Source organism: Hahella sp. CR1, assembly GCF_029813005.1.
Classification (GTDB): domain Bacteria; phylum Pseudomonadota; class Gammaproteobacteria; order Pseudomonadales; family Oleiphilaceae; genus Hahella.
Window position 1 is genome coordinate 122,615 of record NZ_JAPELK010000004.1, and the last position, 20,637, is coordinate 143,251.

Annotated in this window: 17 protein-coding genes; 7 read left to right on the forward strand and 10 right to left on the reverse strand. The window is 52.6% G+C overall.

Going from position 1 to position 20,637, the window contains the following annotated elements; genetic code table 11:
* Positions 1 to 61: 61 nt before the first annotated feature.
* Positions 62 to 2,440, forward strand: coding sequence for an ATP-binding protein (locus tag ONV78_RS11175; protein WP_216734982.1), 2,379 nt, complete (start codon positions 62 to 64; stop codon positions 2,438 to 2,440).
* 72 nt (positions 2,441 to 2,512) lie between these two features.
* Here the strand turns inward: ONV78_RS11175 and ONV78_RS11180 are convergent, their stop codons facing one another.
* The 3 genes from ONV78_RS11180 to amrS all read right to left on the reverse strand — a co-directional run bounded on the left by ONV78_RS11180 (position 2,513) and on the right by amrS (position 5,180).
* On the reverse strand, positions 2,513 to 3,361 hold the full coding sequence (locus ONV78_RS11180) for an ion transporter (RefSeq protein ID WP_216734981.1): 849 nt from the start codon (positions 3,359 to 3,361) through the stop codon (positions 2,513 to 2,515).
* A gap of 113 nt (positions 3,362 to 3,474) precedes the next feature.
* Positions 3,475 to 4,086 carry an alpha-ketoglutarate-dependent dioxygenase AlkB gene (locus tag ONV78_RS11185; RefSeq protein WP_279503199.1) on the reverse strand — a complete coding sequence of 204 codons (612 nt, stop codon included), beginning with the start codon at positions 4,084 to 4,086 and terminating at the stop codon, positions 3,475 to 3,477.
* Positions 4,087 to 4,091: 5 nt separating this feature from the next.
* Positions 4,092 to 5,180 (reverse strand): AmmeMemoRadiSam system radical SAM enzyme, encoded by a 1,089-nt coding sequence (gene amrS, locus ONV78_RS11190; protein WP_279503200.1) that lies wholly within the window; start codon positions 5,178 to 5,180, stop codon positions 4,092 to 4,094.
* A 188-nt stretch (positions 5,181 to 5,368) separates the two neighbouring features.
* On the opposite strand from amrS, the gene ONV78_RS11195 reads away from it, so the two are divergent.
* The 3 genes from ONV78_RS11195 to ONV78_RS11205 all read left to right on the forward strand — a co-directional run bounded on the left by ONV78_RS11195 (position 5,369) and on the right by ONV78_RS11205 (position 8,575).
* Positions 5,369 to 6,199: a M23 family metallopeptidase gene (locus tag ONV78_RS11195; protein WP_279503201.1), complete on the forward strand. Its 831-nt coding sequence runs from the start codon at positions 5,369 to 5,371 to the stop codon at positions 6,197 to 6,199.
* 22 nt (positions 6,200 to 6,221) lie between these two features.
* A complete protein-coding gene (locus tag ONV78_RS11200; RefSeq protein WP_241567000.1) occupies positions 6,222 to 6,824 on the forward strand; it encodes a response regulator in 603 nt (200 codons plus the stop codon).
* Positions 6,825 to 6,952: 128 nt separating this feature from the next.
* On the forward strand, positions 6,953 to 8,575 hold the full coding sequence (locus tag ONV78_RS11205; protein WP_216734977.1) for a response regulator: 1,623 nt from the start codon (positions 6,953 to 6,955) through the stop codon (positions 8,573 to 8,575).
* Here the strand turns inward: ONV78_RS11205 and astE are convergent.
* The 7 genes from astE to ONV78_RS11240 all read right to left on the reverse strand — a co-directional run bounded on the left by astE (position 8,564) and on the right by ONV78_RS11240 (position 14,875).
* Complete coding sequence (gene astE, locus ONV78_RS11210; protein ID WP_279503202.1) at positions 8,564 to 9,589, reverse strand: succinylglutamate desuccinylase; 1,026 nt, start codon at positions 9,587 to 9,589, stop codon at positions 8,564 to 8,566. The genes ONV78_RS11205 and astE overlap by 12 nt on opposite strands.
* A 7-nt stretch (positions 9,590 to 9,596) precedes the next feature.
* Positions 9,597 to 10,319, reverse strand: a complete 723-nt coding sequence (locus ONV78_RS11215; protein WP_279503203.1) for an ABC transporter permease — start codon at positions 10,317 to 10,319, stop codon at positions 9,597 to 9,599.
* Positions 10,316 to 11,023, reverse strand: a complete 708-nt coding sequence (locus ONV78_RS11220; RefSeq protein ID WP_216734974.1) for an ABC transporter permease — start codon at positions 11,021 to 11,023, stop codon at positions 10,316 to 10,318. The genes ONV78_RS11215 and ONV78_RS11220 overlap by 4 nt, the downstream gene beginning before the upstream one ends.
* A gap of 54 nt (positions 11,024 to 11,077) precedes the next feature.
* Positions 11,078 to 11,854 carry an ABC transporter substrate-binding protein gene (locus ONV78_RS11225; protein WP_279503204.1) on the reverse strand — a complete coding sequence of 259 codons (777 nt, stop codon included), beginning with the start codon at positions 11,852 to 11,854 and terminating at the stop codon, positions 11,078 to 11,080.
* A 125-nt stretch (positions 11,855 to 11,979) separates the two neighbouring features.
* Positions 11,980 to 12,750 carry an ABC transporter ATP-binding protein gene (locus tag ONV78_RS11230; protein ID WP_216734972.1) on the reverse strand — a complete coding sequence of 257 codons (771 nt, stop codon included), beginning with the start codon at positions 12,748 to 12,750 and terminating at the stop codon, positions 11,980 to 11,982.
* A 672-nt stretch (positions 12,751 to 13,422) separates the two neighbouring features.
* Positions 13,423 to 13,932 (reverse strand): RDD family protein, encoded by a 510-nt coding sequence (locus ONV78_RS11235; RefSeq protein ID WP_216734971.1) that lies wholly within the window; start codon positions 13,930 to 13,932, stop codon positions 13,423 to 13,425.
* 76 nt (positions 13,933 to 14,008) lie between these two features.
* Positions 14,009 to 14,875 carry a prenyltransferase gene (locus tag ONV78_RS11240; RefSeq protein ID WP_279503205.1) on the reverse strand — a complete coding sequence of 289 codons (867 nt, stop codon included), beginning with the start codon at positions 14,873 to 14,875 and terminating at the stop codon, positions 14,009 to 14,011.
* Between the two features lie 173 nt (positions 14,876 to 15,048).
* On the opposite strand from ONV78_RS11240, the gene ONV78_RS11245 reads away from it, so the two are divergent.
* The 3 genes from ONV78_RS11245 to ONV78_RS11255 all read left to right on the forward strand — a co-directional run bounded on the left by ONV78_RS11245 (position 15,049) and on the right by ONV78_RS11255 (position 20,627).
* Entirely contained in the window at positions 15,049 to 16,428 is a 1,380-nt protein-coding gene (locus tag ONV78_RS11245; RefSeq protein WP_279503206.1) for a DUF5610 domain-containing protein, read from the forward strand.
* Between the two features lie 221 nt (positions 16,429 to 16,649).
* A complete protein-coding gene (alaS, locus tag ONV78_RS11250) occupies positions 16,650 to 19,280 on the forward strand; it encodes an alanine--tRNA ligase (RefSeq protein WP_279503207.1) in 2,631 nt (876 codons plus the stop codon).
* Between the two features lie 120 nt (positions 19,281 to 19,400).
* The gene (locus ONV78_RS11255; RefSeq protein WP_216734967.1) at positions 19,401 to 20,627 is read left to right on the forward strand and encodes an aspartate kinase; all 1,227 of its coding nucleotides are present in this window, start codon (positions 19,401 to 19,403) and stop codon (positions 20,625 to 20,627) included.
* Positions 20,628 to 20,637: the final 10 nt, after the last annotated feature.

Sequence of the window (20,637 nt, forward strand, 5' to 3'; positions counted from 1 at the left end):
GCGTGGCGAGCAGCGATCTATACACGCATTTTGACGCCCCGATTTAGCTCGGGCGGAGTCTATGACTAAGAAAAAGCCCCTACCAATCCAATCGCTCTACAAACCCTGTCTGACAAAAGATTTTAAATTCAGCAGCACCCGCGCGCTGGAGCCGCTGGAAGGCATTCTTGGGCAGAATCGCGCCCAGGAGGCGGTGCAGTTCGCCATATCCATGGCGGATGCCGGCTACAACATATACGCCATTGGCCGCAACGGTCTGGGTAAGCGGACGATGATCATGCGCTTCCTGGAGAAAAAACGTTCCGATGCGGTCGCCAGCGACTGGTGCTACGTCAACAACTTTGACGATGTGCGCTCGCCCAAAGTGCTGCGTCTTCCCGCCGGGCTGGGAATGCCGTTAAAGAAAGATTTGGAACAACTGTTGGTGCGCCTGCAAAAGGGCATTCCGCAGGCGTTTGACAATGAGTCTTACTATGAGCGCGCAGAGCAGATTAAAAACGAGCTGAGTCAGAAGCAGGAAAAATCGCTTAGTCGCATCGCCAACGCGGCCAAAAAACAGCAAATCAGCCTGACTGTGACAACGCCTGGCGGTTATCGTCTGGTGGCGACGGACGGCGAGAAACCATACAGCGCGGACACGTTTGCGGAACTCCCGGAAGCTCGCCAACAGGAGTTTGAAGACGCGATCAACAAGCTGGAGAAAAAGCTCCGCACGGTGCTGCGTCGACTCAGCCAGTGGGAACAGGAATATGCGGATAAACAGCAGGCGCTGAATGAAGAGATTGCGCTGGCGGTTTCTCAGCACTTGATCGATAACCTGAAGAAAAAGTATCGCGAGCACACAGAAGTCGTTGAGCATCTGGAACAAATTCAGGCGGATTTGCTGAAAAACGTTGAGATTTTTCTGGACGACGGCGAAGAACAGGCGGCTCTGGCTGCGGCCACCATGGATAACAAACTGCCCAGACGCTACCAGGTGAACGTGATGGTGCATCACGACGCCAATGGCAATGCGCCGATCGTCGTGGAAGACAACCCAAACTACTTCAACCTGTTTGGGGCGGTGGAGAACGTCACTTATAAAGGCACGGTATTTACCGACTTTACCCTGATCCGTCCCGGCGCTCTTCATCGCGCTAATGGCGGCTATCTCCTCATGGACGCCGTCAAAGTACTTGAGCAGCCTTTTGTCTGGGATGCAATCAAGCGCACGCTGCGTTCAGGCAATGTGGTCATGAATGCGCTGGAGAAAGAGATCACGCTGTCCGGTACGATTTCTCTGGAACCGGAGCCAATGCCGCTGGAAGTGAAAATCGTGCTGTTCGGCGACAGAGATACATACCTGTTGCTGCAGCAGTATGATCCAGACTTCGGCGAACTGTTCAAGGTGACGGCGGACTTTGAAAGTGAGATTTCGCGCACCCCTGAAACTCAAATGCACTATGCCCGTTTTATTACCAGCCTGGTGCGCGAAAAGGGGCTGATGCCTTGTGATCGCTACGCGGTGATGAGAATCCTGGAGCATAGCGCTCGCGTCGCGGAAGATCAGAACCGGTTGTCTTTGCACGCGGCGGATATCGCTAATCTGTTGCGTGAGAGTAACTACTGGGCCAACGACGCCAAAGCGAAAATGATCCATTCAGAGCATGTGGACAAAGCGCTGCGCAGCGCGGAATATCGCTCCAGTCGAATTCGTGATCAAGTGTTCGACAGCATCCGCGATGGCACTACACTGATTTCCACAGTTGGAGAGAAAGTGGGCCAAATCAATGCGTTGTCGGTGTTGAGTACGGGCGATCATGAGTTTGGCGTGCCGAGCCGGGTGACTGCGACCACGCATTATGGCGATGGCGAAGTGATCGATATCGAGCGCGACGTTAAGCTGGCCGGCGCTATTCACTCTAAGGGCATGATGATCCTGTCTGCGTATCTGGCTTCTATTTTCGGTAAGAATGGTCCGATCAGAATTTCCGCCAGTATCGCCTTTGAGCAGTCTTACAGCGAAGTCGATGGCGACAGTGCTTCCATGGCGGAGTTTTGCGCGATCATCTCTTCGATTGCCGATGCGCCAATCAGGCAGAACATTGCAATTACCGGCTCGATGAACCAGTTCGGCGATTCTCAACCGGTTGGCGGGGTCAACGAGAAGATTGAAGGCTTCTTCGAAACCTGCTGCATCAAAGGGCTGAGTGGGGAGCAGGGCGTGATTATTCCCGCTTCCAACGAGCACAATCTGATGCTGAACAAGCGTGTGCTGGACGCCTGCAAGGAGAAGAAATTCTTCATTTATTCCGTCAGGAATGTAGGAGAGGCGCTGGAGATTTTGACTGGCCTGCGCGTTGGACAGCCAAACGAAAAAGGCGTCTATAGCCGCAATACGTTATTTGGCATGGTTCAGCAGAAGCTCAAGCAACTGAAAATTGCGGAGAGACGTCACTAGGGCGTCCCTCCGTACTATCCATAGTATCCGTACTACGTACTAAAAGGCGTGCGGCGTCTCTGGCCGCATGCCTCAACTCTGAGCTTTAACTGGCTTCACAACTGTCCCCAAAGGAAGTCGCGCGCCGCAATGGCTGCAAAAACGAGCTTCTGCTTCATGTAAATCTTTTTCACAGGAACGACAGGCCAGACTCAGGTAGTTGTTGCGCAATACGTTGGAAAGTTCTGCGGTAAAAATACCTGTTGGCACGGCGATGATAGCGTAACCCATCACCATGACCATCGCCGCCATGCCTTGGCCAAGGTCTGTCCTTGGAGCGATATCTCCATATCCCACGGTGGTGAGAGTAACGATAGCCCAATAGATACTACGCGGAATGCTGGTGTAACCATTAGCGGGGCCCTCTATCAGATACATCATGCAGCCGAACAATGTGACCAGCACCAGGATGGAAAACAGAAACACCGTAACTTTTTGCCGGCTTTGGCGAATCGCGTGCAACAGCAGGTTGGCCTGAGAAACGTACTTCGCCAGCCGCAGGATACGAAACACCCTCAGAACTCTAAGCACCCTGATGACCAGCAGATAGTGCGCGCCGCCCACGAACAAACTCAAATAGGTGGGGAGGATGGAGAGCAGGTCGACGATGCCATAAAAGCTGAAAATATACCGAATGGGTTTGTCTACACAGTAGATTCGCAGCAGGTACTCAGCTGTGAACAGGATTGTGAAAAGCCACTCAACGGCCACGAACCAGTCGCCGTATTTCATGCGCAGCTCACTGACGCTGTCCAGCATCACGGTCAGCACGCTGATAAGAATGCCGCCGATCAACGCTATGTCAAAGGCTTTGCCGGCCGGGGTGTCAGCGTGAAAAATAATGATATAAAGCTGCCTGCGCAGCTTGTCGTTAATAGACATGTTTTTCTCGAAACTGGTTTAACGGATAACCACGCCGCAGATTCTAATTCATCATTGAGGATGCGCAACCGTTTACTGGTGAGCTGCGACGGTCATCAGGGTTGGGGACTCCATCAGACGGCGAGAATATTTCGATAAGTCAGATTCAATCGCGGACCCACTGGCGTTTTGGTTTTGGGAAGTTGGTGGCGCCAGTGGCGCTGCATGTCTCCTGACATGATCAGCAGCGAATTGTGCATCAGCTCTATCGCCAGGGTTTGGCCGCCTCGTTTGGGCTTGATCTGAAATTTACGTGTTGCGCCAAAAGAAAAAGAAGCAATGATGGGAGTGGGCCCCAGCTCAGGCTCATCATCCGCATGCCAGGAAACGCTGTCCTGGCCATCCCGATACAGGTTACACAGCGCACAGTTGAACTCCGTGGAGGCGTGTTCAGAAGCGATATAACGCAACTGTTGCAGCAGTGGAGAGAATGGAGTGGGACTCAGGCGCAGACCAGAATAAGCATAATGGCAGTGCGCTTCTCCATACCAGGCCTGCAGGCGCGGGATGGGAATAGTGCGGCCTTGGATGCGCAGGCTGTCCTGGCGCCAGGCCAGGTGCTGGGTCAAGTCCTCCATAACAGAGGCTGCGTCAGCGTCCGTCAGTACTGGATGAATGAGGGTGAGCGCGCCATTAACTATCGCAATAGGCTCAATTTGGAGGTCTGGATGCTGGCGTAACTGCATGCGTTCTAGTTAATCCTTACGGGTTGGCGTCGGGGGCCCCAGTTGCCGGGATGTGATTCAAATACACCCGGTAAGACGGCTCCACAATGGGCGCATTCCCCGTGCTTATTTAAACCCCATTTACCGAGGCGATACCAGTCGCGTTCTATCAGTAACTCTCCACAGCTGGCGCACCACGTGCTGCCGCCTTGGCTATCATGAACATTGCCGGTATATGCATAGCGTACGCCGTTTTTCATGGCGATATCCCGGGCGCGAGTGAGCGTTTCCGGGGGTGTGTGGGGGGTGTCCCGCATTTTCCAATCTGGATGGAAGGCGGAGAAATGCATGGGAATGTCTGGGCCGAGGTGTTCCACCACCCATTGGGTCATGTTCTCCAATTCTTGAGAGGAGTCATTTTCATCTGGAATCAGTAACGTGGTGATTTCGAACCAAACTGATGTCTCCTGCTTCAGGTAGATCAGTGTGTCTAAAACCTCCGCCAGGTGCGCACCGCAAATTTTATGGTAGAAGCGTTCCGTGAAGGCTTTCAGGTCAACATTGGCGGCGTCCATGTAGCGATAAAATTCCTTGCGGGGCTCCGGGCACATAAAGCCGGCCGTCACGGCGACAGACTTGACGCCGACCTCATGACAGGCTTGGGCCACATCAATTGCGTATTCGTGAAAAATCACGGGGTCGTTATAAGTGAAGGCGATGCTGCGGCAGCCGTAATGCAGGGCTGACTCGGCTAGTTGTTGCGGCATGGCGGTGGCCGCGAGAGTATCCATTTCTCTGGATTTGCTCATGTCCCAGTTTTGACAGAATTTACAGGCGAGATTGCAACCGGCGGTGCCAAAAGACAGCACGGGCGTGCCCGGCAGAAAGTGATTCAACGGTTTTTTTTCTATAGGGTCGATGCAAAACCCGCTGGAGCGACCGTAGCTGGTGAGCACGATGGCGTCATTCTCTCGCGCTCTCACAAAGCATAAGCCTTGCTGTCCTTCATGTAGTTTGCAGGCGCGAGGGCAGATATCGCACTGAATGCGGCCATCATCCAGTTGATGCCAATAGCGAGTGGGGTGATTTGGGGGCGGTTGGAGTTGGGCCATCATTAAAATCAGGTTAGAAACGCCTGCCTCCGCTTACATTTGTCGGCTATCGGGCGGATAAACGGTTTTACCCGCTTCCACTAACGGCTATGATAATGAGAATACCACAAAGTGGTTCGCCATTTGTTTTGCGCGCGGTCTTATCGTTAAAAATGATGTTAATCAGACTACTGCGAAGCCTTCCGCATTGGATGCTTCTTCTTTCTCTTACTCTCTGCGCCCGTGTTTGGGCGGCGTCTCCTATTGAACTCAAGGGTGACTTAACCCAGGGTGGTCTGGTCGTTGGCCAAATCGCTGCTGATGCTCAGGTCTGGTATGACGACCATAAGCTTGAACTGACGAAAGATGGTCATTTCGTGTTTGGTTTTGAGCGCGATGACGAATTAAGCCATAGCCTGAAGGTCCGTTTGGTGGATGGACAGGAGTGGACGCAGCCCGTCACTATCTCCGCCAGAGATTACGACATACAGTATATCGAGGGCATTCCTAAGAAGATGATGGAGCCCGACCCGAACGATTTGAAGCGCATTCGGGAGGAAAACGCTCAAGTAGCCCGTGCGCGGGGACGTGATTCCCGACTAAACTATTTTTTACAGGGATTTATTTCTCCTGCGAAAGGGCCGATTACGGGAGTGTATGGCAGTCAGCGTTATTTCAACGGCGAGCCGCGTCGTCCGCACTACGGTTTGGATATCGCTGCGCCGCGAGGCGCTTCCGTGATTGCGCCAGCCTCGGGAGAAGTAACGCTCACGCACCCGGATATGTTTTTTTCAGGGGGAACCCTGGTGATCGATCACGGTTATGGCGTGTCTTCCACCTTTATTCATCTGGATAAGATTCTGGTGAAAGTGGGCGACAAAGTGGAACAGGGACAGGAAATCGCCAAAGTCGGTTCTACCGGGCGGGCCACAGGGCCGCATCTGGACTGGCGGATAAACTGGTTTCAGACCAGGCTCGATCCGGCGTTGTTGCTGGCGTCGGAACCTAAAATGATGAGCAACAAGAACCTGCAAGAAAAATAGGTAATTAGCCAAGATGAATGTAATGAACCAGATAGTCTATGTGGTCGAGGACGACGAAGCTGTTCGCGACTCTCTGCTGCTCCTGTTGCGGGCGGAAGGTTACAGTACCAAAGGGTATTCCAGCGCCCAAAGCTTCCTGGAAGAGGAAGTCGCCGATCTGAATGGCTGTCTGGTTCTGGACATCCGTATGCCTGGCATGACAGGCATGGAGCTGCACAAAAAGCTGCTTGAGCTCGGGTGCGCCCTGCCAGTGATATTCGTAACCGGGCATGGCGATGTGGCTATGGCTGTGGAGGCGATGAAGCTGGGAGCTGTGGACTTTGTGCAGAAGCCGTACCGAGAAGAAGATTTGTTGGAGAAGGTGAAAGGCGCTTTGGCGATGGACGCTGAACAGAAAGAAGCGCTGCGTCACAAAGAGAAGTTGCGTCAGAAGATAGAGTCTTTGACTCCGCGCGAGCTGGAAATCATGGAAATGATGATTGAAGGCAACGCTAATAAAGTAATCGCCATTGAACTGAACATCAGCCAGAGAACCGTGGAAATCCACCGCTCCCGTGTCATGCAGAAGATGGGAACGCATTCTCTGGCGCAGTTGGTGCAGATGGTGCTGGCCGCAAGAAGCTGATTTCTGCGGCATCCGCCGCAGCTTTCCCTGGGGTGAAAGTCGCCTCGAGTCTGTAAGGGTTATCGCGTATTAAACGGGATGATACGGCTGTCTATAGTCGCAAGTTCCGGCATTTTTCTCGGTGGAGCATGGCGACGGTAGATAACAAAGCAGTATCCAAGCTATCCAGACAGGACCAGATTCTGCTGGTGGATGATAATCCGGCTAACCTGAAAATCCTTTACGAAACGCTGGATGGCCGCGGCTATAAGCTGTTAGTGGCGGATAGCGGCGAAAAAGCGCTTAGCATCGTTCGTAAATCCCACCCTGACTTGATTCTTCTTGATGTCATGATGCCTGGCATGGATGGCTTCGAGGTGTGTCGCACCTTGAAGCAGGACCCGGCCACTGCATCCTCTTCGATTATTTTTCTTTCTGCGCTGGATGACACGGACTCCAAAGTGATGGGCTTCGATGCCGGCGGCGTGGACTACATTTCCAAACCGTTCCAGGTCAAAGAGGTGATCGCAAGGGTGGAGACCCACCTGAAGATCCATCGCCTGGAGCAGCAACTGGAAGCCCGTAATCGCGAGCTGCAGATTGACAAGGCGAGTATCCTGTCCGCCATGAGCGAGGGTATATATGGGCTGAGTCGTCGTGGTGAAATCATTTTCGCCAACTCGGCGGCGGGACGCATGAATGCGTGCGACGAAGACAGCCTTCTCGGGCGTTCGTTCGTGCAATTGCATTTCAGTCAGGCGGAAAACCCTGAGGGTGAAAATGCATTCGATTTGGATCGGATGACCGAGCGTCTACAGCGCGTATTAAGTAAAAATGAGGCGTTACGCATCGGAAACGCTTTGTTTACGCGTCCAGATGGCTCTGTCTATCCCGTCGCCTTTACGGTTACGCCGACGGCGCGGGACGATCATGCCACTCATGCCGTTGTGGTATTTCATGACACGACGGATGAGATTAAGCAGGCTGAAGAGCTGGAGGCTGCGCGGCAAAGCGCCGAAGCGCAACGTTCCCAGCTCGCGCATATCTCTCGCTTGAGTATGATGGGAGAGATGGCGGCGGGCATCGCTCATGAAGTGAATCAGCCTCTTACCGCCATCGTCAATTACATCCGTGTCGCCAACCGTATTGCTAAGGCGGAGCAGTTGGACAAGGCGCTGATGGACGAAACGCTGAAGAAGATAGAAAGTCAGTGCCTACGCGCCAGTCAGGTTATTCAGCATATTCGCGATTTCGTTAAGAAGCCTTTGCAGGGCAAAGAGATGTTGTCCGCCAACACGCTTGCGAGAGACATCCTCGAGTTGGCGGAAATAGAAGCCAAAGAGCACGGCATTGAGTTGCGCGCGAATATAGAGCCCTCATTACCGGAACTCTACATTGAGCCGGTGCAGGTGCAACAGGTGGCCTTGAATCTGTTACGTAACGGCATGGAGGCGATGGGGCACGCGAATATGCGCGGCGCTGTTAAGTTCAAAGTCGCTCAGGCCAATGGCAAGGGGATTTTGTTCGAAGTGACGGACGAAGGACCTGGCGTCGCAGAAGAGCATCAGAACAACTTGTTCAGCCCTTTCTTCACCACGAAAAAGTCAGGGATGGGGATCGGTCTGACGTTATGTCAGTCCATCATTCATTCTCATGGCGGCGAAATTGGCTTCAGGCCGGGAGAAAGCGGCGGCAGCACTTTTTATTTTACGCTGCCGGTGCGCAACAAGCCGGTGGGCAAGCGGGATCAACCCGCTGAATCAGCTCAGTAACATTGCAGGCAAAGGCCTGACTAACAGCCCTGCGCGTTGACCGGGCCCTACCTTGGAGTTAGGGAAGACAATACGCACAGGGCTGCCGGAAACAACGTACTCCGTCTCCTCATCCTTCCAAACTGAATAACCCACCTCCAGCTCAGTGAAGTTGGGGGTATCTTCCGCAATGTTTAGCTGGAAGTTCTTGCCTGTATTAATGATTTCGTCAACGACCTGATACTGCTCAGGCAGCTTTCCGCTATGGGATTTGATTGCGGCGTCGTCACCGGCGATTAACGCCAGAAGCTGGTCTTTAAGATTGGCGAGTCCCGCTAGGTCGTTTTCACCAAATGGATGCACTTTGCCCAGCTCCACTGTGAAACTCTCTGCGGCGTACTCTGCTGCGCTCCAACCTGAAAATGTCGCGGCCGGTTTGTTTTGCAGCAGGACGGCTTCCACTCCGCTAGCGGCTAGCAGCTTCAGTTGTAGAGTGGGGCACTGTCGGGCTGGCAGGAATGGATAAACGGCGAACTTTTCGATTTGCGAGCCCCGAATTGCTGTGTGCAGGTCGTAGTGCCAACAGGTCTCTCCAGCAGGGACAAAGTCTTGTACCTGTGCGATGAGTTCCGCCGCCCGATTGGGCTCATATCCGGGACCTGTGGTGGCGCTTTCCTTGAAAAGGCGATTGAGATTGATATCAATAAAGCGCTCCTGCGCTCTCATGGCGGGAGGATTTCCGAGGAGAAAAAGACACTCTCTGCGCACAGGATGAACTCCCTCCAATAGCTCGGAAACGATTTCGTTCACGATTTCTATTGGCGCAGTCTCGTTGCCGTGCACGCCTGCGGAAAAGACCAGCTTGGGTCCGACGGGAGAAGAGGGGGCGCAGGTTAGCGCGCCGTGGCCGGTGAGGCGGAACACCACACCGTTATTTTCTACGACTTCCCTTTCTTGCGCCGCTTCCCGCCCCTCAGGGATGTCAGCCAGCGTGGCGGATAAGAAGTCCTTGTGAGGGGCGAATAAAGCGCTCATAGACAAATCAGCTTCCTACAGGTCTCAAGTGGGCCATGAGCTTGTGTTCCAGACGCTTGAAGATATAAATGATGGTGAAGGTCAGGCACAGGTAAATCATGGCGACAAAGGTGAAGGCCTCGAAAGGCGCATAGTACTTGGAATAGATGTAACGGGCGGCGCCAGTGAGGTCGATAATCGTCACTACGCTGGCGATGGCGCTGGCGTGCAACATGAAGATGACTTCGTTGCTATACGCTGGCAGGGCCCGGCGGAAGGCGTTAGGCAGAATGATGCGACGCATGCTTAACCACCAGGACATGCCGTAAGCCTTGGCGGCTTCGATTTCCCCCTGGGGGGTTTGCTGAATGGCGCCGCGAATGATTTCTGTTGTGTACGCAGCGGTGTTCAGAATGAAGGCGAGCAAGGCCGGGTAAAACGCGTTGGCCAGCAAGGGCCAGATGAAAGAGTCTTTCACGCCGGGAAGCGCAGGCAAGCCGTAATAGATCAGGTAAAGCTGAATCAGCAGTGGCGTGCCTCTAAATATATAGGTATAGAGCCAGATAGGTTTGCTTACCCAGGGGTTCTTGCTGGTGCGCAATATGCCTAGTGGAATGGCGATAACCAGGCCAATCAGCAGTGACAGGAAGACCAGTTGCACGGTGACCGTCAAGCCATCCCCGTAGTACTCCAGAGTGCCGACGTTGAAAATTTTATTCTGGTTGAGCCAGGTGGTAAGGGTCTCGATCACTGGGAAGCTCTCCTGGAATCAACATGGTAGTGAGTTTCCAGCTTTTTGAAGAAAAACTCGGAAATGGAAGTCAGCGCCAGGAATATTAAAAGCACAGGAATAAAGAACATGAATGGCGCTTGCAGTGCGGCGGAAGCCTGATGGGCGGCTCGCACCATATCCTCCATGCCAATGACGGAAACCAGCGCAGTGGTTTTCAGCATAACCAGCCAGTTGTTGCCCAGACCGGGAAGGGCGTGACGCATCATCTGCGGAAACATAATACGTTTGAAAATCTGCCAGCGATTCATTCCGTAGGCCAGACCAGCTTCAACTTGGCCGCGTTCGACGGCGAGGAAAGCGCCGCGAAATGTTTCTGACATATAGGCGCCAAAAATAAAACCTATGGTCAACACGCCGGCGACGAAGGCGTTGATGTTGATGTAGGTGTCAATTTCAAACTGGTCGTAAAGCCAGTCTGAAAGGCTGTTCATCATTATCTGGCCGCCATAAAAGATCAGCAGCATCAGAACCAGATCGGGCACGCCCCTGATCACGGTGGTGTAAGCGGTGCCTACTGCTTTGGAAATCGGGTTTCTGGATAGTTTTGCGGTTGCGCCCAACAATCCCAACAGCAAGGCGAGCAATAGAGAGAGTATGGCTACTTCTATGGTAACCAGTGATCCTTTGAGGATAGTGGGGCCGTAACCTTTCAGATCTAACATAAAATCGCCTGATCGATTGATGGTAAGGGGAGGCCGGAGCCTCCCTTAAGATGCTTACTTGCCGTAAACGTCGATTTCGAAGTACTTGTCGTTGATTTTCTTGTACACGCCGTTGCCACGGATTTTCTTGATGGCGGCGTTGAATTTGTTAGCCAGGTCGGTATCGCGCTTACGCACAGCGACGCCAGCGCCTTCGCCGAAGATACGGACGGGTTCAGTGATCATGGGGCCGGCGAATTCGAATTCTTTGCCCGCTTCTTTCTTCAGGAAGCCGCCATCGGCAGCCAGTGCGTCAACGAACAGCAGGTCCAGACGGCCAGCTTTCATATCCAGGTAAGCTTCGTCCTGGCCAGCGTAACGCTTGATGTTGACGACGTCTTTCAGTTCTTCGCTGACATAGGTGTCCTGAATGGTGCCGCGCTGAACGCCAACGGATTTGCCTTTCAGCTGATTCATGTCGGAAGGATCAATGCCCGCGCCTTTCTTGGCTACCCAGCCGGAAGGCGTGTTGTAGTATTTGTCGGTGAACAGAACTTTTTCACGACGCTCTTCGGTGATGGACATGGATGACAGGATGGCGTCGTACTTACGAGCCAGCAGTGCAGGGATGATGCCGTCCCAATCTTGCACTACCCATTCACATTTCGCTTTCATTTCCGCGCACAGCGCATTGCCGATTTCGATATCGAAGCCTTCCAGTTCGCCAGCGGCGTTTTTGGAGGCGAAGGGAGGATAGGTTGCGTCAACGCCGATACGGATTTCTTTCCAGTCTTTAGCTTGGGCTGACGAAAAAGCCAGTACGGACACCAAGGTAATGAGTAACTTTTTCATGAAATTTCCTCAACATTTATTATCAGACTGATGGCTTGGCCACCGTTTTCTAAACCCCATTTTCTGCGAAAGTGCAGCGATGAACCGAAGGACGTCGCGCACGGTTTAATTGGCCCTGTATAGGATTAATACTTCGGAGCCAAAAACTGTCGAACCCGCTCGGAATCCGGGTTGTTGAATACTTTATCAGGAGAGCCTTGCTCCTCGATTTTGCCTTGGTGCAGAAACACCACTTGGCTGGAAACGTCGCGGGCGAAGGCCATCTCGTGGGTCACCACAATCATGGTGCGGCCTTCTTCCGCCAGTGAACGCATGACTTTCAACACCTCGCCGACCAACTCTGGGTCAAGTGCGGAGGTGGGCTCGTCAAACAGCATGACGTCTGGCTCCATCGCCAGCGCTCTGGCGATAGCGGCGCGCTGTTGCTGTCCGCCGGACATTTGTGCGGGATAGTAATTGCGGCGCTCCCAGATACCAACCTTCTGAAGATAGCGTTCTGCGCTTTCCAGGGCTTCTTTTTTGGGGACGCCGAGCACATGAATGGGCGCTTCAACGATGTTTTCCAGCACGGTCATGTGCGACCAGAGGTTGAAACTTTGAAATACCATGGACAGTCGGGACCGCATGCGTTCCACCTGCTTGATGTCCGCAGGCTTCCGTTCTCCATTTCGACTGGTGGTGAAGGTGATTTGTTCGCCGTGAACTTCTATTTCACCTGAGGTAGGGATTTCAAGCAGGTTGATGCATCTTAAAAAAGTACTTTTGCCTGAACCTGACGAACCAATCATTGAGATTACGTCACCTTTTACGGCTCTAAGCGAAACCCCTTTCAAGACTTCCAGGTCATTAAACTTCTTATGTACGTCTGTGACTACCAGGGGGGCTTTTTCAGCCATGTAAACCTCCGGTTGAGAGTGGGCGATGCCGACAAATCGACTTAATAATAGTAGTTAGCTCCGGCTACCACCTATTCTTTGCATGTTGTGAGAATAGAATGTGGCATTTGAGCCTTTCATGCCAGGGTAGTCTCTTAGAAGCTACTCATCTAGGACTTCGCTAAGGGATAGGCGAGTGGCGAGGAAATCATCGAGGTAGGACATACAGATCCCAATAAGTAGCGAGCTGCAGAAGCGTACGCAAATGTGTTGGGAATGTTCTGTAACCATCATATGAGCCAGACCGCTTTAACTTCTATTTGATCCATAGTGCTTGCTCGTGCACAGGATACTTTCTTGTTTTTAGAACTGAGTCTTGTTGTTCTGTCTGTTGTTATTATCACAAATCACGCTTTTTGAACTAGCGGTTCCTCCGTATTCCATCCGAAAAGAATTTTAATGTCAACCAAGCTCTGATTGCGGAAATTACCTATAGATTCGTCGTTAAATTTTTAAATCGCTCTTGTTTTGGAGTTTGTTGATTTCTGTATGTTTTTGTTTTTATGGCATATTTCAGAGCGCCGTCGAGCGCCCGAATATTTTCGTTAAATTGGCGTTTCGACGGTGTAATCGGACAAATGGGGGATTGTTGAAAAGTCAGGATGACTGGAAAAAGTGGTGAAAGAGGAGAATCTACTTCTTTTTTTTCTTTTCGGAGGGCTTGGCGGGGACATAAACGACTCTGCTCAAAGAGAAGCGATCATGCCAGCTCAGTTTCTCTTTGTCCCAAAGAACCCAGAGATATCCCAATCCAAGACAAACGGCGGAGGCGGCGGCGCCAAAGAAGCGCAGCAGGCACTGACTCCAGTTCACCTTGAATCCGTCCGGATTTTGAATACGAATTCGCCAGACCTGCATGCCGAGAGTCTGTCCTATGCGTCGCCAGAAGTAGGCGAAAAAGAAGAAAGTAGCCAGAAACAGGCTGCTGGAAAGCAGTGGGTCGCCGATGTTTTTACCTGCGTCAGCCTCCATCTGCATCGCTTCAGAACCGATAACCATTCCGCGTAGAAGCATATAAATCATGGTGGTCACCATCCATACTGCAATCAGTAAAATGGCGTCATAAAACATGGCTGCGAGGCGGCGCCACAAAGGGGCGGGTTGGAGTTGCGCGGGGTCTTCCGGAAAGCGATTCGATAGCATAAAAATGAGGACTCTCAAGGCGACTGAAAACTGCGGCGGGACTATACCACAGGTGACTTTTTCTGTCCCGGCGCGATCAAATGGAAAGTATGTGGCACAGTGCGGTGACGCCCGTCAGTCTTCCCGCCAGTTGCGGCAGATTGCGGCGAGACATGGCGCTTTGCATTTGCAGCAGTCGATACACGAGGAGCAGGGCGAAAACGAGCGAGCCTGTCATCCACAGTGGAGAGTTTAAGTGGCCCAATGAAATCAAAGCGATATACCCGGCGGCGGTTAATCCCAGGAGAGACAGAAACGCCAATTTGGCGCGGGGTAACCCTAATATAGATGAAAGCGTGCGATCGCCATGGCGCAGATCTTTTTCTATATCCCGAATTTCATTCGCCATTAACACCAGGGAGATTAGGGGGCCGAAGGCGATTGAGTCCAAAAGCAGCGTTTGCGACCAAGCTCCTGTAGCGCTGAATCCCGCGCCAGTAATCAGAAGCGGGCCCATCAATACGAATACCAATATTAACCCCAAGCCTCGGCGTTTCAGGTTAAAGGGCTCAATGGTGTACGCCAGGCAGCCCGTAAAGCCGGCTATGGCCAGTAAGGCGATTGCCGGCCCTCTCATAAACATAATGACGCTTCCTAAAATCGCAGCGAAGGCGAAACACGCCATTCCCAGGGCGAAATTGTGACGAATGGCGTGAATTTGGTCGGAGCTCAGGCGCAGTTCGGGCTGGCGTTGATCGCTCCAGTCATTGATGAGGTTTACTCCGCACTGCGCCAACAATGTAGCGGTGAAAGTCAGTGTAGAGAGTAGTGTTGAGAAGTTGGCGTCAGGGTAAGTGCGGGCGAAAGCGATACTACAGCAGGCGACGGCGATGATCAGGGAGAATGGCCGTAATGCTGAGGCGAATCTGTATTTGTTGGTCGTCGGGGAAGCTGCGGCTGTCATAGCTGTTGGATAATCAAATGGTTACCTGCAAGCATAACCAAAAATTCCTAGAAATTAACTTTTAATAATGCAAAGTCGCTAAAGAAAACGCGGGATCTGACGCTAACTATATTGCCCTCGTTGAAAATGGCTTTACGGGGAGGGCGTAAACAGGTTTGGGGGAGGGCGTTTAAATGCACTTTGCAATGCCGGCGATAAATAATCTGCTTTCTGGTTCTCATCATGGTTCTGGCTCTGAAGCGTCTGAGAAGATGCGTCATGGCAAGGGCGCGGGCGGCAATGTCGCTGCATATGATTTCAGTTACTCCAGCACAGAAGTTTCCTATAGCCAAAGCGGCGGCGGTCGGGATTTTTCCGTTCGAGTTTTTGAAGCCAGGATGTCTGGGCGTCTCGCCAGCTTTGGGGTAAAACCCGCCAATGATTCTTATCAACCACAAGTTCCCACTCCCCAAGATGTCGCTAACAAAGTTCTGGGCTTTGTAGAAAAGAGAATTGAAAACGCCGCCCGTAACGGCGCTTCGCCGGAAGATCTGGAAAGCCTGTTTGCTCAAGCCGCTGAAGGCGTTGATCGCGGATACGCAGAAGCGATGGAGGAATTGGACGCTCGCGGCTTGATCACGGATGAGCTGCAAGAAGATATCGATTCAGGTTATCAGCTGATTCAGGATGGCTTGGCGGGACTGCGTGAGCGTTATCTGTCTTCAGACAGCCCCACTGACCCTCAGCCTCAAACGCAAGAACCTGATGTGGTCTATGTGCCGCCGGGATACGGCGAGCCGGATGTTATCTATGTGCCTGATGGGTATGGCGAGCCAGATGTCATTTACGTTCCAGATGGGTATAACGGCTCTCAGGGCTCAAATTCAGATTCTGACGCCGGCCCTTCTCAGACTGGCGGCGATGCGCCATCGCGTCTTGGCGGTATTGCTGAAGCGTTGTCCGCCAGACGGTCATCTCTTTATGCCGCGAATGTAGGTATAAACGTGCAGACTCAGGATGGCGATAACGTGCGCATTCGCATGGTGGAAGCATCAGGCTCACAAACCTCGCTGAATTATCGTCGCGGCGAAAATGGCGAAGCCATGCAGTTCTCCAGTAACAGCTTCAGAATCGGCTCTTTTGAATTCTCCGTTGACGGCGAGCTGGACGAGGGCGAATTGAATGCGCTGGCGGATATGCTGCAGCAAGTTGAAGGGATTGCAGCCTCTTTCTTCGGCGGCGATATGGACGCAGCCTTTTCCGCAGCAATGGATATGAATGTAGATGGCAGTGAAATCGCCAATTACGCCATCAACATGCGCAGCCTGCAGTATGAGCGTGTGGATACCGCTTATCGCCGTACTGAAGGTGCTGGCGACGCCTTCCAGTCTTTGGCGAAACACCGTGATATGTTGGCGGATTCCCTGAATAAAGCGTCTATGTTCGCTGACCCGGCGCGTCTGGTGCATGAGTTCCTGAGTCAGATGCTGCAAACCCGTCAGGACGAAGCGCCCGCCTATCAGACACAGTACGTGGACTTCGCGAAAGAGTTGCTGGAGCGCATGTCCGCCTAAGCGAAATTCGCCTTTTACTACGGCGCAGTTTAACCAAGCTGCGCCGTTTGCGTTTTAAGCCCCCCACCGTTCATCTCTATATGTAAAATTGCGCATTCCATAATCTACAGGGCCGTTTTTTACCCCGCAGGTTCTATGGTAGAGTACGCAGCTCAGCCTTTTGCGCGCAATTCAGTCATCGCGCGGGTCTCACTATCGAAATCACCCAGAACGGAACAGGTATGAAGAGTTCAGAAATACGCAGCGCCTTTTTAAAGTATTTTCAGCGTAACGGGCACGAAGTTGTCGCCAGTAGTTCGCTGGTTCCGGCGGATGATCCTACATTGCTGTTCACTAACGCCGGTATGAATCAGTTCAAAGACGTGTTTCTGGGCAAGGATAAGCGTAATTATGACCGGGCGACCACTTCGCAAAAGTGCGTGCGCGCAGGCGGCAAGCACAACGACCTGGAGAATGTCGGGTATACCGCTCGTCACCACACATTCTTCGAGATGCTGGGCAACTTCAGCTTTGGCGACTACTTCAAGCGCGAAGCGATCAATTACGCATGGGAATTCTTGACGTCATCGGACTGGCTCAATATCGACAAGAGCAAGTTGACCGTGACGGTTTACGCCTCCGATGATGAATCCTACGATATCTGGGCGAATGAAATTGGCGTGCCGAAAGAGCGCATTATACGCATCGGCGATAACAAGGGCGCGCCCTATGCGTCGGACAACTTCTGGCAGATGGGCGACACCGGCCCCTGCGGCCCATGTACCGAAATTTTCTACGACCACGGACCGCACATCGCGGGAGGGCCTCCTGGCAGCCCGGATGAAGATGGCGACCGCTTCATTGAAATCTGGAACGTGGTTTTCATGCAGTTCAATCGCACCGCTGATGGCGAGATGGATCCGCTTCCCAAGCCGTCTGTGGACACAGGGATGGGCCTTGAGCGCATCTCTGCCTTGATGCAAGGCGTGCACTCCAACTACGAGATTGATCTTTTCCAGGAGTTGTTGGCCGAAGCTTCCAAGGTGCTCGGCGGCGCGTCTACTGAGGAGCCAGCGCTGCGGGTTATCGCTGACCATATTCGTTCCAGCTCGTTCCTGATCGCTGATGGCGTGTTGCCTGAGAATGTAGGTCGTGGTTCTGTGCTACGCCGTATTATTCGCAGGGCTGCTCGTTACGGTAATAAAGTCGGAGCAACCGAACCATTTCTATATAAATTAGTTGGCAAGCTGGTAGATCTGATGGGCGACGCTTATCCAGAGTTAACAGCTTCACAGAGTAAGATTGAAAGGGCCTTGCAAATGGAAGAAGAGCAGTTTGCAAGGACATTGGGCAGAGGCTTGCGCCTTTTGGAGCAAGAGCTCAAGCAGCTTAAAGGAACGACTATTCCCGGTACGACCATTTTTACTCTCTATGATACCTATGGATTTCCTGTAGAGCTGACCAACGACATTGCTCGTGAAAGAGGTTTGTCGATGGATATGGCTGCTTATGAAGAAAAAATGAGTGAGCAGCAAGATATGGGGAAAAGAGGGCATGGGTTTACAGTCGACTATAACGCAGGACTGCAAATTGAGCATTCCACTGAATTCACGGGCTATACCGAGCTTGCTGGCAGCTATAAGGTGCTGGCCTTGTTCGCCGGTGCAGATAAGTCTGACGCCCTGACTGCTGGTCAGCAAGGCGTAGTCGTGTTGGATAAGACGCCGTTTTATGCAGAGTCGGGCGGTCAGGTGGGCGATACCGGCGTGTTGAAAACCGATACCGGTGTTTTTATCGTTAAAGACACCAAAAAAGAAGGTTCGGCGATTGTGCATATTGGCGCGGTCTCTGAAGGTGAGATCAAAGCGGATCAAACCGCAACGGCGGAAGTGGATCGTCACAAGCGTAAAGCCACGGCTCTCAATCACTCTGCTACGCACTTATTACATGCCGCTTTACGTAAAGTATTGGGAGATCATGTCGCACAGAAAGGCTCCTTGGTGGACCCTGAGCGTTTGCGTTTTGACTTTGCGCACTTTGAGCCGATGACGCAGGAGCAGATTCGTCAGGTGGAATCCATCGTTAATGCGCAGATTCGCGCCAATACGCCGGTTTCAACGGAAGTTATGGGAATGGACGCTGCGCGTGAGCGTGGCGCTATGGCGCTGTTCGGTGAGAAGTATGGCGATACCGTGCGTGTTCTGGCGATGGGCGAAAGCGACTTCTCCATCGAACTGTGCGGCGGCACTCACGTCGAGCGCACTGGCGATATCGGTATGTTTGTCGTTACCAGCGAAGCGGGAACAGCCGCTGGCGTGCGTCGTATTGAGGCGTTGACGGGGCAACCGGCGGAGAACTGGGTGCAGTCCGGTGACGCATTGTTGCGTGATATCGCCGCGCTGGTTAAAGGCAATCGCGAAACAGCGGCGGATAAAGTGCGCGCTCTGATTGAACGGTCCCGTCAATTAGAGAAAGAAGTGGATCAGGTTAAAGCCAAACTGGCTAGTTCCGCGGGCAGCGATCTGGCTGCTTCTGCGGTAGAGGTAAAAGGCCTCAAAGTGCTTGCCGCCAAGTTAGATGGCGTTGATCGCAAGGCGTTGATGGATACCGTCGATCAATTGAAAAACAAGTTGGGGCAAGCGGTTGTGCTGCTGGCGTCTGTTGAAGACGGTAAGCCATCCATGATTGCAGGTGTAACTAAGGCAGAGTCAGCCAAAGTGAAGGCTGGAGACTTGGTGAAAATGATCGCTGATCAGATTGGTGGTAAAGGCGGTGGGCGTCCAGATATGGCGCAAGGTGGTGGAGGTGACGTGGATAAGCTTGATGCGGCGTTAGCCTCTGTTAATGCGTGGGTGGAAGAGCAACTGGGTTAATTCCGCGCATTCGAAAGACGAAGGCAGGGAGAAAATGCGGGCGCGCCTAGGCGACGCCCTGAGCAAAGGGAAGTGTGTGACGAAAAAATGTAATTACTAAGACGGAAAGATAGAAACATTATGGCCCTACTGGTTCAAAAGTTCGGAGGCACTTCTGTCGGTAGCGTGGAGCGTATCGAGAAGGTCGCGGACAAAGTAAAAAAGTTTAGAGAAGAAGGTCATGACTTGGTGGTGGTGGTGTCGGCGATGTCCGGCGAAACCAACCGGCTGATCGGGCTGGCTAAGGACATAATGGATGAGCCGACTCCAAGAGAGTTGGACGTTCTGGTCTCCACCGGCGAGCAAGTGACTATAGCGCTGCTTTGTATGGCGCTGCACAAGCGCGGCTGCGAAGCGCGTTCATATACTGGCGGACAGGTCCGCATTCTTACGGATAACGCCCACACTAAGGCCCGCATCCTTGAAATTGACGAAAACAATATTCGCGCTGATCTGGATGCAGGTCGTGTGGTTGTCGTCGCGGGCTTCCAGGGCGAAGACGAGAGCGGCAATATCACCACGCTTGGCCGCGGCGGCTCGGATACCACCGGCGTTGCTCTGGCGGCGGCGTTAAAGGCGGATGAGTGCCAGATTTATACCGACGTGGATGGCGTTTACACCACTGATCCGCGCGTCGTGGACAGCGCGCGCAGACTCGACAGCATTACCTTTGAGGAAATGCTGGAAATGGCAAGCCTGGGCTCCAAAGTTTTGCAAATACGCTCGGTGGAGTTCGCCGGCAAATATAACGTTCCCTTACGTGTCCTTTCATCGTTTGAAGACGGTCCGGGCACGCTGATAACAACAGAGGATGATGAGAATATGGAGCAACCCATAGTATCGGGCATAGCTTTCAACCGCGATGAAGCCAAACTGACTGTATCCGGCGTGCCGGATATCCCTGGCGTGGCGTCAAAGATCCTTAAGCCGATCAGCGACGCTAACATTGAGGTGGATATGATCGTGCAGAACGTGGGTGAGGATAATCACACCGACTTCACTTTCACTGTGCACCGCAATGACTTCAACAAGGCCAAAGCGATCCTTGAGAAGCTCTGTAAGGAGCTTGAGGCCAGAGAGGTGAAGGGGGATAGCAAGATCGCCAAAGTCTCCATCGTCGGCGTTGGCATGCGCTCTCATGCAGGCGTCGCCACCACGATGTTTGAGGCGCTTTCCAAAGAAGGCATCAACATCCAAATGATCTCCACGTCAGAGATCAAAGTTTCTGTCGTGATCGATGAAAAATATCTGGAATTGGCGGTTAGAAGCCTGCACGGCGCTTTCGAATTGAGCGAAAAACCGGCGTAATTTTGGATAA

Bases quoted from the DNA above. Each gene is read 5' to 3' on its own strand.
- ONV78_RS11225 (WP_279503204.1), bottom strand. From the start codon at position 11,854: ATGAAAAAGTTACTCATTACCTTGGTGTCCGTACTGGCTTTTTCGTCA.
- ONV78_RS11180 (WP_216734981.1), bottom strand. From the start codon at position 3,361: ATGTCTATTAACGACAAGCTGCGCAGGCAGCTTTATATCATTATTTTT.
- ONV78_RS11175 (WP_216734982.1), top strand. From the start codon at position 62: ATGACTAAGAAAAAGCCCCTACCAATCCAATCGCTCTACAAACCCTGT.
- ONV78_RS11235 (WP_216734971.1), bottom strand. From the start codon at position 13,932: ATGCTATCGAATCGCTTTCCGGAAGACCCCGCGCAACTCCAACCCGCC.
- astE (WP_279503202.1), bottom strand. From the start codon at position 9,589: ATGAGCGCTTTATTCGCCCCTCACAAGGACTTCTTATCCGCCACGCTG.
- ONV78_RS11255 (WP_216734967.1), top strand. From the start codon at position 19,401: ATGGCCCTACTGGTTCAAAAGTTCGGAGGCACTTCTGTCGGTAGCGTG.
- ONV78_RS11245 (WP_279503206.1), top strand. From the start codon at position 15,049: ATGCACTTTGCAATGCCGGCGATAAATAATCTGCTTTCTGGTTCTCAT.
- ONV78_RS11195 (WP_279503201.1), top strand. From the start codon at position 5,369: ATGCTTCTTCTTTCTCTTACTCTCTGCGCCCGTGTTTGGGCGGCGTCT.
- ONV78_RS11205 (WP_216734977.1), top strand. From the start codon at position 6,953: ATGGCGACGGTAGATAACAAAGCAGTATCCAAGCTATCCAGACAGGAC.
- ONV78_RS11185 (WP_279503199.1), bottom strand. From the start codon at position 4,086: ATGCAGTTACGCCAGCATCCAGACCTCCAAATTGAGCCTATTGCGATA.
- alaS (WP_279503207.1), top strand. From the start codon at position 16,650: ATGAAGAGTTCAGAAATACGCAGCGCCTTTTTAAAGTATTTTCAGCGT.
- ONV78_RS11240 (WP_279503205.1), bottom strand. From the start codon at position 14,875: ATGACAGCCGCAGCTTCCCCGACGACCAACAAATACAGATTCGCCTCA.
- ONV78_RS11230 (WP_216734972.1), bottom strand. From the start codon at position 12,750: ATGGCTGAAAAAGCCCCCCTGGTAGTCACAGACGTACATAAGAAGTTT.
- amrS (WP_279503200.1), bottom strand. From the start codon at position 5,180: ATGATGGCCCAACTCCAACCGCCCCCAAATCACCCCACTCGCTATTGG.
- ONV78_RS11220 (WP_216734974.1), bottom strand. From the start codon at position 11,023: ATGTTAGATCTGAAAGGTTACGGCCCCACTATCCTCAAAGGATCACTG.
- ONV78_RS11200 (WP_241567000.1), top strand. From the start codon at position 6,222: ATGAACCAGATAGTCTATGTGGTCGAGGACGACGAAGCTGTTCGCGAC.